Below are 12,858 nucleotides of genomic sequence, written 5' to 3' on the forward strand. Positions count from 1 at the left end.
TGCCGCTGTTCATATACCATTATAATGGCTTAGAAGTAGTCCGGGATATGTAAAAAACGGTATACGGTGTTCTCCGACCAGGCGTAGGAGTCCTTGTAGTCCCAGAAACGGTGCTTGCTGCTGACCGTATGGGCGTTAACCAGCGGGCTGCCGCCGGCATCAAACGCCGTGACGATTGTGCTGTGCTGGAAGGAGCCGTCGCCGTCCCAGTCATAAAAAATGACGTCGCCCAGCATCAGCTGCTCGGGCCGTTCCACCAGCTCACCGCGAAGTCCCCAGCTGCTTGACGACAAAAAGGACTGCAGCGCGTTCGAAACCGCCCAGCTGTAGCTCCACCACTCTTTGCTCCCGACATATCCTTTGTACCACCAGCCCGATTCTCTTTTACCAGTATAGTGGATCGGAGCGCCCCCTGCAAAGAGGCATTGCGAGATGTAATTGGTGCAGTCCACCTCGAATACGGCAAACTCCGGATTGCTGGTTTCCCACCACTCGTCGGCATAAGCCGCCGCTGCCGCGCGGTTGTAGCGCGATGTTTTGCGGCCGGGGCCGCCCTGCAGCACCTCGGCGTTCAGGTAAGGCTTTGGCCCGCCCGTGGAATAGGCGTAGGCCGGCTGCCCGGTGTGCACGGCAGGGATGCCGGCGGCCGGATGCTTCTCCGGCGTCAGCTGCTCCACCGACACGATCACCCAGGCGTCCCCGTCCCGGATCAGGGTCAGCCTCTCCCGCTGGATCATTTCCTCCACATGATTGACGCCGCCCTTTTCGTAGAACAGCTGCACATACAGCTGCACGTCGATGACCGCCTCCTCCGGGGTATCGCGGATCGTCCGCAGCAGCTTGGCCCTCGTCTCGCTGCGAAGCGGCCTTGCCCCCCTTGCGGCATACCATTGTGACAGCCGGGAAGCCCGCTCACTCCTCGCCAATAAATAAGCCGGATCCGTCACGACCTGATCTGTATGTTGTGACCGGTAATCGATCTGATGCTGGTTGTATTGATTTACATAGGCGTACAGCGTCTGCTTCCATTCCTTCTCCATTCCCATGCATTCCCCTTTCACCCGTTTCGTTAACCCGAAATATGTTGTTTCGGCTGCGTATATTCCACTATATGAAAAAAAGGGGGCACCTATGAACCCTGGTCCATTTTCGCGCGGCAGAGGTCCGCCGGAAGGCCGGAAGCGGACAAGCTGCGCACTCCGTCCACCAGTGCGCGGAACCAGTCCCGGCGCAGATCGGGGGAACGTTTTCCCGTTCTTTTGCCGCCTCGGTCTCTTCATATAAATAGACGCAAAAAGTACTTTACTCCCCGGCTTGTAAACGGTATACTAAAAGCGAACCTCACTATTTTGAAATTATGTTTCATCTAGTGAAACAAGGAACGGCAAAGTGATCGCCCTTATCGCTCTCACCCAAGCCACCTGAATGATGACTGATTTGATGAACCACAGTAAGCAGAGGAACCGAATTACGATCAAGGAGGTACATGTAATGACAGCAAAGGATCAATTCTCCACGGCCCGCAGTCTGGAAGTCGGAGGCAAAACCTACCGTTACTACAGCCTGCAGGCTCTTGAGGAGCAGGGACTCGGCAGCATTTCCAAGCTTCCGTTCTCCATCAAGGTGCTTCTGGAAGCCGCTGTCCGCCAATTCGACGGACGTGCCATTACCCAGGAGCATGTATCGCAGCTGGCCAAATGGAATGAAGGACGTGACGATAACAAGGAAATCCCGTTCATTCCGGCCCGTATCGTATTGCAGGACTTCACCGGTGTACCGGTCGTCGTCGACCTTGCGGCTATGCGCGACACCGTGAAGAAAGCCGGCGGGGATCCGAAGAAGATCAACCCGCTCGTTCCGGTCGATCTCGTTATCGACCACTCCGTTATGGTTGATGCGTTCGGTACCAGCGACGCCCTCAACTACAACATGAAAGTGGAGTTTGAGCGCAACGAGGAACGCTACCGCTTCCTGCGCTGGGCCCAAACGGCATTTAACAATTTCCGCGCCGTTCCTCCGGGAACCGGGATCGTTCACCAGGTCAACCTGGAATATCTCGCATCCGTGGCGGCGACCAAGACAACCGACGGAGAAACGGTCGTATATCCGGACTCCCTCGTTGGTACGGACTCCCATACTACGATGATCAACGGCCTCGGCGTCGTCGGCTGGGGTGTCGGCGGGATCGAAGCCGAAGCGGGCATGCTCGGACAACCGCTTTACTTCGTAACGCCTGACGTTATCGGATTTAAACTTACAGGCAGCCTGACGGAAGGCGCTACGGCGACCGACCTTGCGCTGACCGTTACCCAAATGCTCCGCAAAAAAGGCGTTGTCGGCAAATTCGTCGAGTTCTTCGGACCGGGTCTGGCCAACATCAGCCTCGCGGACCGCGCAACGGTAGCCAACATGGCACCGGAATACGGCGCAACCATCGGCTTCTTCCCTGTCGATGACGAAACGCTGGCTTACCTGCGCAACACCGGCCGCACCGATGAGCAGGTTGCTCTGGTAGAAGCCTACTACAAAGCACAGAACATGTTCCGCACCGCGGAAACCGAAGATCCTGAATTTACGGACATCATCGAACTCGACCTGGCCTCGGTCGTACCGAGCCTTGCCGGACCGAAACGCCCGCAGGACCGCATCGAGCTGACTCATATGAAGGACGCCTTCAACGACATCGTCCGCACGCCGATTGAAAAAGGCGGATACGGCCTGAGCGATGCCAAGATTGAAGAAAAAGTAACGGTTAAGCATAAAGACGGCTCTACCAGTGAAATGGGAACCGGCGCGGTCGTCATCGCGGCGATCACCAGCTGTACGAACACGTCGAACCCAAGCGTTATGCTCGGCGCAGGTCTCCTGGCCAAGAAGGCCGTGGCACGCGGCCTGAAAAAACCGGGATACGTGAAAAGCAGCTTGACGCCGGGTTCCCTCGTGGTCACCGATTACCTGCAAAAAGCGGGACTGCTTGAATCGCTGGAAGCCCTTGGCTTCTACGTAGCAGGCTACGGCTGCGCAACATGTATCGGTAACTCCGGTCCGCTTCCGGACGAAGTGAGCCAGGCGATCACCGACAACGACATGACCGTTGCTGCCGTGCTGTCCGGTAACCGTAACTTTGAAGGACGCGTTCACGCGCAGGTTAAAGCCAACTACCTGGCTTCGCCGCCGCTCGTTGTCGCTTACGCGCTGGCAGGTACGGTCAACATTGACCTGCAGAACGATCCGATCGGTTACGATCCGAACAACGAGCCTGTTTACCTGAAAGATATCTGGCCAACATCCGCGGAAATCAGAGAAGCAATCGGCTTGTCCGTCAGCCCTGAAGCGTTCCGCCGCAAATACGAGAACGTGTTTACCGCCAACGAGCGCTGGAACGCGATTCCGGTTCCGGAAGGCGAACTGTACGAGTGGGACGACAACTCCACGTACATCCAGAACCCTCCGTTCTTCGAGAATCTCGGAAACGGCCTGGCCGACATCGAGGATATCAAGTCCGCACGCGTGCTTGCCCTGCTGGGTGACTCCGTCACAACGGACCATATCTCCCCTGCCGGCAACATTTCGCCGACCAGCCCTGCAGGTCTGTACCTGAAGGAGCATGGCGTTGAACGCAAGGACTTCAACTCCTATGGTTCCCGCCGCGGTAACCACGAGGTCATGATGCGCGGTACGTTCGCGAACATCCGCATCCGCAACCAAGTGGCGCCGGGCACCGAAGGCGGCGTTACGACTTACCTGCCTACGGACGAAGTCGTGTCCATCTATGATGCTTCCATGAAGTATCAGGACAACGGACAGAACCTGGTCGTTATCGCCGGTAAAGAATACGGAACAGGAAGCTCCCGCGACTGGGCGGCCAAAGGCACGTTCCTGCTCGGCGTCAAAGCCGTCATCGCCGAAAGCTTCGAGCGGATTCACCGCAGCAATCTCGTCGGCATGGGCGTGCTTCCGCTGCAGTTCCAGGAAGGCCATGGCTGGAGCAGCCTGGGCCTCACCGGCCGCGAAACGTTCGACATTGTCGGACTCAGCAACGACATCAAGCCGGGCGAGAGCCTGACCGTCACCGCTACACGCGAAGATGGCACCAAGTTCGAATTCCCGGTAACGGCCCGTCTGGACAGCATGGTCGACGTGGATTACTACCACAACGGCGGCATTCTGCAAACCGTGCTGCGTCAAATGATCGCCAACCAATAATTTAGGTTTAAATAGGAAAGCCCCGCAGTGCCATGGACATGGCCTGCGGGGCTTTATTTTCATGGAAGGAATACCGTTTCTCCTCCCTATGATTGAGTCAGTTCATCATCTATTCTCATCAATTCCGTTCAGTACGCCAGCCGGCGCAGCAGTTCGGTCAGCACCTGAACCCCTTCCTCCAAATGCCCCGGCTCCGTATATTCCAGCGGCGAATGGCTGATGCCCTGCCGGCTGGGGACGAACACCATGGCCGTCTTGCAGTGCGAGGCAAAGATCTGCGCGTCATGCCCGGCTCCGCTGGGCATCCGCCGGTAAGACCGTCCCTGATCGACACAGATATCCTCGATCATGCCGGTCAGTCCGGCATCCATACCGATCGGGGCGACGTTCATCCACCGCTCCGTTGACACCTCCACGCCCCGCTCCCGTGCTCCATCTGCAATGATATCCAGCAGGCTTCCGCATGCCTCCTCAAGCCGGGCTCCGTCGGGATGGCGCACATCCAGCGTGAACGTCGCCTTTCCAGGGATGACGTTCGGCGTATTCGGGTAAAGCTCCATCTGGCCGACCGTCGCCACCAGCGGAGCGCCCAGCTCCTCGGCCCGGTCCATGATAGCCGTAATCATCGCGGCCGCAGCGCGGGCTGCATCCCTCCGGTATGCCATCGGCGTCGTGCCCGCATGATTCGCCTCTCCTTGGACATGGATCGTATACCGCTGGAGGCCGACGATCTGCTCCACGATGCCGATCGATCTGCCCTCCTGCTCCAGAATCGCGCCCTGCTCAACATGGAGCTCGATAAAGGCCTCTACGTCGCTGCGGGGACCCTGGCCCTGCGTGCCGGGGCCGAATCCCGCCTGCTCCATAGCCTGTACCAAAGACACTCCCTGCGCGTCCAGCGCATGCTCGACATCCTTGTATGTGGCGGTGCCTGTCATAAAGGTCGAGCCCCAATAATTGTAGGGGAACCGGCTCCCCTCCTCTTCGCAGAACGCCACGACCTCAATCGTTGTCCGGGGCATGCCGTATTGCTCCCGGAGGCGCGACAAAGCCGCCATGCCGGCGACGATACCGTACGCCCCGTCGTATTTGCCTCCGCGCTGTACCGTATCGACATGGGAACCCGTCAAAATGCACGAGCCGCTCCCGTCCGTTCCCTGAAGGCGTCCGCACAGGTTGCCGGCGTCGTCATAACGCACGCTCAAACCTAACTCCTCCATCTTGCCTGCTAAAGCTTCCTGCGCCTCCTTCCAGGAAGGCGTATATAAAAACCGGGTCACTCCGCCGTCTTCATCGGCTCCAAAGCTGCCCAGCCACTGGATCAGTTGTTCTGTCATCAACATGGCTGATTTACTCCCATTCTGCTTCCGGCGATCCGGATTTTTCTTCTTTTTCTTCATTTTCGTGATCCTCATTACAAACTGTATATTACCATAGCATTGCAGTCGTCAAATTTCCATATACTCTTCCAAAAAATTCATTCCGCGGCCTTCGGATCAGCTGTATATACGAACATTTTTATTTGTTTATTTGCACAAAGTTCGCCTTTAGCTTTGACGGCTTCAAATTATGCATGTTATAGTTACAGGACGCGAAACGATTATACAACAAGTAAAGGAGTTCACAAGTCATCATGAATCAGACGAATGCTTCCTGGCTGGATCGTTTTTTCAAACTGAGCCAATACAACACGAATGTCAAAACCGAAATCATTGCCGGTCTGACCACCTTTGTAACGATGGCCTACATCATCGTGGTTCAGCCGGACCTTATGAAAGCGGCCGGAATGAATCAAGGGGCCGTTATGGTCACCGTGCTGCTGGCGTCCGGCCTCTTCAGCATCATCATGGGCCTATATGCCAAACGCCCCTTTGCGGTAGCGCCCGGCATGGGCGGCAACGCCTTCTTCGCCTACAGCATCGTTGCTGCGGGCCTAGCCACCTGGCAGCAGGGTCTCGGCATGATCTTCATTTCAGGCGTCCTGTTCCTTTTGCTGACCTTCCTGGGTCTGCGTGAGACGATTTCCAAGATTATTCCTAAAAATATCAAGCACGCCATAGGCGCTGCCGTCGGCCTCTTCATCATCGGCACCGGCTTCTCCAACGCCAAGCTGATCGTTCAGAACAAAACCGGTACGCTGACGCTGGGCAGCCTGCACTCGCCGACCGTGCTGCTGTCCGTGATCGGACTGGTCATTATTCTCGGCCTGATGGCCCGCAAGCTGAAAGCAGCCGTTTTTCTCGGCATTCTGATCACATCGGTGATCGGCATTCCGATGGGCATCACCAAGCTGCCGCATTCGTTCGCAGATCTGTTCTCCCTGCCGCCGAATCCGTCGTCGATCATGTTCCAGGCGGATATTCCGGGCGCGCTCAAGCTGGCCTTTTTCCCGCTGCTGTTCACGTTCTTCACGGGTGAATTTTTCTCGACCATGGGCACCGTGCTCGGGGTCGGCGCAAAAGCCAATCTGCTGGACAAGGAAGGCAACCTGCCGGATATCAAAAAGCCGTTTATTGTGGACGGGCTGGCAACGGTTGGCGGTTCGCTGATGGGACAAACCACTATCACCACCTACATTGAATCGGCCAGCGGTGTGGAAGCCGGCGGACGCACGGGCCTGACCGCGGTAACGACAGGGATCGTCTTCCTGCTTGCCCTGTTCATTACGCCGATTATTCTGCTTATTCCGAGTGCGGCCACCGCTCCGGCGCTGATCATCATCGGCCTGTCCATGCTCGGGACGCTGAAGAATATCGATATGGACGAATGGGAAGAATCCCTTCCGGCACTCCTGACCGTCATCTCCGCCGGACTGACGTTCAGCCTGGCGAACGGGATCGTATTCGGCATTCTGTCTTACGTCATCATTAAGGTATTTGCAGGCAAAATCCGCGATATTCATATCGGCCTCTGGATTCTCTGCATACCGCTCGTTTATTACCTCTGGCTAAAATAATCTAAGGATAAGGAGATCGACCAGCATGAACCGCAACCTTATTGCCGCCGCGCGCGGCGATCGACCATTAGACTTGGCACTGAATAACGTTCAGTTCGTGAACGTGTTTACCGGAGAGATTTATCCTGCTGCCATCGGGATCGCGGACGGCACCATCGTGCATGTCACGGAACCGGGCGTTACGGAGCTTGAAGCAGAGCGCGTGGTGGACGGAAAAGGCCAGTTCGCCATTCCCGGCCTGATCGACACGCATCTGCATATCGAGAGCAGCATGCTCACCCCCGCGCACTACGCGGAAGTGGTGCTGCCGCACGGCACGACCCTGATCGTGACCGATCCCCACGAGATCGGCAACGTCCTTGGCGAAGGCGGCGTTCGCTACATGGTGGACGCCAGCCGCGAGCTGGACCTCCGCGTCATGACCCTCGCTCCTTCCTGCGTGCCGTCCGCACCGGCGGTTGAAACCGCAGGAGCCGACTTTACGCCGGAAGTCATCGAACGCATGCTGGCCTGGGAAGGCATCGACGGCGTAGCGGAAGTGATGAACTATCACGGGGTCATTCATGAGGACCCCCGTATGATGGGGATTCTGGAGGCGAACGAACGCGCCGGCAAAATCCCGCAGGGGCACGCGCCGACCGTCGTCGGGCGCGACCTGTCCGCTTACCTGGTCGCGGGTCCCGACTCCGACCATGAATGCCGGACCACAGAGGAAGCCATCGCCAAGCTTCGTGCCGGCATGATCGTCGACATTCGCGAGAGCTCCTTCTCGCTCAACATGGCGGAAGTGGCCAAAGCCATCGTCGGCAAGGGTTACCTGCCGAACGTGACACTGTGCACGGACGACGTCTTGGCATCCCACCTGATTGAACGCGGACATATCAACCATGTCGTCCGCCGTGCGATCGAGGAAGGCATCCCGGCCGTGGATGCGGTCCGGTACGCCACCCTGAACGCGGCGAACCGCCTGAACCGCAAAGACGTCGGTGCGCTTGCGCCAGGCCGGCTGGCCGACATCGTCCTGGTCGATGCCCTGGAGACCATGAACGTCTCGGACGTCTGGATCGGCGGGAAGCATATCGTCGAAGGCGGTGCGCTGATCGAGCGTCAGCAGCATCTGGAGCCTCCGGCTGAATACCTGCAAACGGTGCATTTGCCGGAAATCCGCGAGGATGACCTGCGCCTGACCGTTGCCGATCCAAATGCATCGGAAGCTCGCGTGCGGATCATCGAATATGATTTTAAACCAGGTGTGCCTACCGGCTTTATCGAAGCGGTGCTGCCCGTGAAGGACGGCCAGCTCGTTCCCGAAGCCTATGACGGCCACAAAGGCCCGCTGAACCGTGTTGCGGTGTGGAACCGCCATGGGGTGAACAACAACAAGGCCTTGGGACTGCTGGCCGGATTCGGCGTTGTAGAAGGCGCAGTGGCGACGACGGTCGCGCATGACAGCCATCACCTGGCGGCGCTCGGCGTCAGCACGGCGGATATGGTCATTGCCGCCAATGAACTGCGCAAACGCGGCGGAGGCATGATCGCCGTGAAGGACGGAGAGGTCGTCGCCTTCCTGCCCCTTCCGCTCGCAGGACTGATGAGCCTCGAGGAGGGCGAGGTGCTCGCGCCGAAAATCAATCAATTCGTCGATGCGATCCAGGCCGAGATCCTGCCCGGCAAAAACCCGATTCACCGTATGATCATGGTCACGCTGCCGGTCATTCCGCAGGCCAAAATCACCGACCTCGGGCTGGTGGATGTGGACAAGCAGGAGCTTGTGCCGATGATCATCGAAACGAAATAAAGGCGCCTGCGAAGGGCGCCTACCAGTACGGATCCACACAAATACTTAAACATTGCCGGAGAAAGCCCCCGCATGCAGACCGAGTTGACTCGGCACCGCCATGCGGGGTATTTTTTTGATGACACAGCCCTACTCGTTGATACCGTGGGACGTTGAATAACTGTCTATGATGACGATCGTATCCACGATTCCGTCGTACTCCAGCGCGCTGAAGATCAGCAGATTTTTGGCTTCCTTATCGTTCTTGGGCTTATTCTCCTTCAGAAGCACCCGCTTCTTCATATCAAAGACATACGTTAATTGGGAATCCGGTATGGTCGGCATATGAACATCCCCGTAAATACTTTCGAACTGGTCTTTATGCATGCCGATCTCGGCATTTAAGGCAGTTTTATAATGATCCTTCGCTTCTTCCTCGAGCCGGATAGCGGCAACCTTGCCGTCCCGATAAAATGCGTAGACACCGAAGGCATATTCAAACTCTCCCTCTCTCCTTTCTTTGCCTTGGCCCAATACGGCCTCAGCGTCCGCCTGCTTCATTCCATAATAAACCTTTCTTCCATCCGCCTTGCTGACAATGCCCAAATCCTCCACGGTGAACTTCTTTTCATCCTCCTTTTCACTGCTGCTGCAGCCTCCCAATGCCAATATAAACAAGATCAGAAGAACGCACGCGGTTCTCATGAATCTCCCCCCATTTTTTAAATTTACTAAATTTTACAACAAATAAGGCGATGCGCCAATCTCCGTTTCTGGCCTCAAAAAAACGTCACCTGATGTTTCATTCTTTTGACAGAAGGGTAAAAAGAAACAAATTCCATGGCATAAGGAGGCCTGCAGAATGATACATATGCATGGCATCATGCCCTATCACCCGTCTTACCCTAAGCCGCAGCCCGTTAACCGGCCGGTGAAGGAAAATGCGGACAAGAATAGGAGCTTTCAAGAGATTTTGCAGGAGAAAATCAGCCAGAACCGCTGATACATCGAGGTCGCTGCTAGTCGGACACCAGGCGGAATCACAATCACGCCGATCAGCTGTATAAATTAGAAAGACCGTGCGCATGATGCGTACGGTCTTTCTCTGTTCCGGTTAACATTTGCAAGTACCTATGCCGACACCCGGCCGCCCGGCAGTGATCTTCGATATTGGGTGGACAAAAAAGCCATATACTTTTTAAGACCGACCCAGCTGAAGAATGCGATCCCTCCAATGATGGCGCCAACGATCGCCGCGACCACCATGCTGTATTCCGTCGGGACCTCCATGCCGGGTACGCCCATGCTGATCCAGGTCGCGCCGAAAGTACGAATGACGCCTGCGACCAGAATCAACAAGGTGCTAAAGCCAAAGCCGTAGGCAATCACGGCCAGGACCGGGATGACCATGATGCTCAGCAGCCCAGTCGTGCAGTAGAACAACGCCATAGCCAAAATATCGCGGAAAGATCCGCTCCGATGCCCCTCGACGAAGTGCTGGCTCCGGTACGCCTTGGCGAGTTTGCGGGGATCGCCCAAACGCGACAGGATCGCCGCCTCCGGCTGCCCGTTCGCGATACCCTCTGCAATATGGCTCTCGATTTCCATAACGGCATCCATCCGCTCTTCATCGGGAAGCTTCTCCAAGTACTTGTTCAATTTCTCTAAATAAGACCTTCCATATGGACTGATCATAAGATCTCTCCTCCATAGATTTGAATTTGATCGACGCTCCGGCTGATCTTGTTCCACTCAGCAGACATCATCTCCACAAGCCGGTGCCCCGAAGGGGTCAGGCTGTAATATTTGCGCGGCGGTCCTGCCTCCGATTCCTTCCAGAACGATTCGATGTATTGATCCTTTAGCAGCCGGCGAAGCAGCGGATAGAGTGTTCCCTCCGTCACGGCGAGCGGCTCCCACTGATCCAGCAGCGTCACAAGCTCGTATCCGTATCTCGGCTGCATGGCGATAAGCTGCAAAATGCAGTATTCCAGGATGCCTCTGCGGACCTGTGAAGTCCATTCCGACATTTCCATTTCGTTTGTCCGCTCCCTTCGTCACCATAATAACACCAGGTACTTTGCTTTGCAAGGTACTATGTCAAAATAGTTTTCGAAAACTAATTACAGTCATACGTGCGATAGTTCGGCGAACTATTTACAACCATATGTCCATTAGTTTGGCGAACTGATTTCAGTCATGCGTCCATTAGTTCGGCGAACTAATTACAGTCATACGTCCATTAATTTGGTGAACTATTTACAACCATACGTGCACTAGTTTGGCGAACTATTTACAATCGCACGCGCGTCTGCTATATTTGTTGTATAACAGATGTTCATGCTCTAACAATAAATATGACCTACGCAGCATGTTGATGAAAGGAGGCTTATCATTGATTATCCGGTTGGATATGCAGTCCGACGTGCCCATTTACACACAGCTCATGAATCAGATCATCGAAGGAATCGCCAGCAAACAGCTGGCCCCGGGCGAGTATCTTCCCTCCGTCCGCAGCCTTGCCTCGGATATCGGCGTGAACCTGCACACCGTCAATAAGGCTTACACACTGCTCAAGCAGGAAGGATTTATTCAAATTCACCGGCAAAAAGGGGTCGTCGTAAACCCCGACGGTATGCCGGGAATTACCCCCGATTATCAGCACAAACAGGAAGCTCAGCTTAGACCCGTCATCGCTGAAGCCATCTGCCGGGGCATGGATAAAGCGGAGCTGCTGCGGATCGTGGAAAGCTTTTACGACGAAATCACCCAAGAACCAAAGGAGAATGCCTAATGTACTGGATATCCGTTTTGTTTCTGATCGCCATGTTCGTTCCTCTGTCGCTGTCCCTGATCTGCATGCCTTATTTGACGCGGGAAACCGTCAGCTTCGGCGTATCGGTCAGTGAAGCCGTGTATCACAGCGCTCCGCTGCGCCGCATGCGTAAGCAGTATGTATGGGCCAGTTCAGTCTCATATAGCGTGCTGCTGATCGCCTGCCTCCTCGCCATGCTGACCGTGCCGGAAAAGCAGCAGCCTTCCATCATCTCAGGTTTCGTGCTGCTTCTGATCGCCGCTTCGGCAGTTATCAATCTGATTTTTTATACGAAAATGAAACGGTACAAAGCCACACTCCCTCCGGAGAAGTTGAATCCTTCCGTCGTGGCAGTGGATACGTCATTCCGCAGTGAGAACAAGCTGGTCTGGTCGAATAAATGGTTCCTGATCCATGGTGCCGTTACTGTGATCAGCGCCGCCCTCGCCCTGGCCTACTACGATAAAATCCCGGACACGCTGAACATGAAGTTCAACTGGCAGGGCGAAGTGACCCGAACGGCAGCCAAATCGTACCGGACGGTTCTCGGCCTGAACTTGATGCAGCTTGTAATGATCGGGATCTTTATGACCACGAACTGGTCGATCCTACGCAGCAAGCAGCAGCTTGACCCGGCCAATCCGCAGCAGTCGGTACGCCGTAACGCCGCCTTCCGCCGCAGATGGTCCATGTTCAACGTCGCGGCCGGCCTCATGATGGTGCTGCTGTTCTCGTTCGTTCAGTACAACATGATCTATCCGCTGAGCCGGGAGGTTATGATGCTTGTCAGCCTGATGATGCCCCTTTTGATCGTCGTGCTGGCCATCGTGCTGGCCTTTTCCACCGGCCAGGGCGGACGGCGGATCGGCGGTCCATCTTCCGGTTCCGGGGCAACGCATGTCGTTAATGATGATAAATACTGGAAGCTCGGCAATATTTATTTCAATCCGCAGGACCCCGCCCTGTTCGTGGAAAAACGTATGGGCATCGGCTGGACGGTCAACTTCGGCAGACCCGGCGCCTGGATTTTCCTGGTCGGTATCTTAGCTGTGATCATCATCGCTGCCCGAATTGTAAGTTAACCCGCCGGAACGCGATGTGTCA

General features: G+C 55.8%; 11 protein-coding genes. 6 read left to right on the plus strand and 5 right to left on the minus strand.

The features are described from left to right. Window positions 1-29 precede the first annotated feature (29 nt). Window positions 30-1,040, minus strand: a complete 1,011-nt coding sequence (locus ABIE48_RS27665; protein ID WP_397342107.1) for an amidase domain-containing protein — start codon at window positions 1,038-1,040, stop codon at window positions 30-32. A gap of 451 nt (window positions 1,041-1,491) precedes the next feature. Here ABIE48_RS27665 and acnA point away from each other — a divergent pair, with 451 nt between their 5' ends. Then, window positions 1,492-4,206, plus strand: coding sequence for an aconitate hydratase AcnA (gene acnA, locus ABIE48_RS27670; RefSeq protein ID WP_192715892.1), 2,715 nt, complete (start codon window positions 1,492-1,494; stop codon window positions 4,204-4,206). Between the two features lie 128 nt (window positions 4,207-4,334). Here acnA and allC read toward each other — a convergent pair whose 3' ends face one another. Next, entirely contained in the window at window positions 4,335-5,549 is a 1,215-nt protein-coding gene (gene allC / locus ABIE48_RS27675; protein ID WP_192715893.1) for an allantoate deiminase, read from the minus strand. A gap of 290 nt (window positions 5,550-5,839) precedes the next feature. Between allC and ABIE48_RS27680 the strand changes: the two genes are divergently transcribed. Both ABIE48_RS27680 and ABIE48_RS27685 read left to right on the plus strand, forming a co-directional pair. Then, window positions 5,840-7,162: an NCS2 family permease gene (locus ABIE48_RS27680; protein WP_145026504.1), complete on the plus strand. Its 1,323-nt coding sequence runs from the start codon at window positions 5,840-5,842 to the stop codon at window positions 7,160-7,162. A 25-nt stretch (window positions 7,163-7,187) separates the two neighbouring features. Further along, window positions 7,188-8,960, plus strand: coding sequence for an adenine deaminase (locus tag ABIE48_RS27685; RefSeq protein ID WP_192715894.1), 1,773 nt, complete (start codon window positions 7,188-7,190; stop codon window positions 8,958-8,960). A gap of 129 nt (window positions 8,961-9,089) precedes the next feature. Here ABIE48_RS27685 and ABIE48_RS27690 read toward each other — a convergent pair whose 3' ends face one another. Next, complete coding sequence (locus tag ABIE48_RS27690; protein ID WP_145026508.1) at window positions 9,090-9,644, minus strand: hypothetical protein; 555 nt, start codon at window positions 9,642-9,644, stop codon at window positions 9,090-9,092. A gap of 157 nt (window positions 9,645-9,801) precedes the next feature. On the opposite strand from ABIE48_RS27690, the gene ABIE48_RS27695 reads away from it, so the two are divergent. Beyond that, window positions 9,802-9,942 carry a hypothetical protein gene (locus ABIE48_RS27695; protein ID WP_192715895.1) on the plus strand — a complete coding sequence of 47 codons (141 nt, stop codon included), beginning with the start codon at window positions 9,802-9,804 and terminating at the stop codon, window positions 9,940-9,942. A 128-nt stretch (window positions 9,943-10,070) separates the two neighbouring features. Here ABIE48_RS27695 and ABIE48_RS27700 read toward each other — a convergent pair whose 3' ends face one another. Both ABIE48_RS27700 and ABIE48_RS27705 read right to left on the minus strand, forming a co-directional pair. Further along, window positions 10,071-10,634: a DUF1700 domain-containing protein gene (locus ABIE48_RS27700; protein ID WP_145026510.1), complete on the minus strand. Its 564-nt coding sequence runs from the start codon at window positions 10,632-10,634 to the stop codon at window positions 10,071-10,073. After that, complete coding sequence (locus ABIE48_RS27705; protein WP_145026512.1) at window positions 10,631-10,975, minus strand: PadR family transcriptional regulator; 345 nt, start codon at window positions 10,973-10,975, stop codon at window positions 10,631-10,633. Before ABIE48_RS27705 ends, ABIE48_RS27700 begins: the two co-directional genes overlap by 4 nt. Before the next feature lie 359 nt (window positions 10,976-11,334). Between ABIE48_RS27705 and ABIE48_RS27710 the strand changes: the two genes are divergently transcribed. Continuing rightward, window positions 11,335-11,733: a GntR family transcriptional regulator gene (locus tag ABIE48_RS27710; protein ID WP_076175816.1), complete on the plus strand. Its 399-nt coding sequence runs from the start codon at window positions 11,335-11,337 to the stop codon at window positions 11,731-11,733. Then, window positions 11,733-12,836: a DUF1648 domain-containing protein gene (locus ABIE48_RS27715; protein WP_192715896.1), complete on the plus strand. Its 1,104-nt coding sequence runs from the start codon at window positions 11,733-11,735 to the stop codon at window positions 12,834-12,836. Before ABIE48_RS27710 ends, ABIE48_RS27715 begins: the two co-directional genes overlap by 1 nt. Window positions 12,837-12,858 lie beyond the last annotated feature (22 nt).

This window comes from Paenibacillus sp. OAE614, from assembly GCF_040546645.1.
GTDB classification, from domain to species: Bacteria; Bacillota; Bacilli; order Paenibacillales; family Paenibacillaceae; genus Paenibacillus_AQ; species Paenibacillus_AQ favisporus.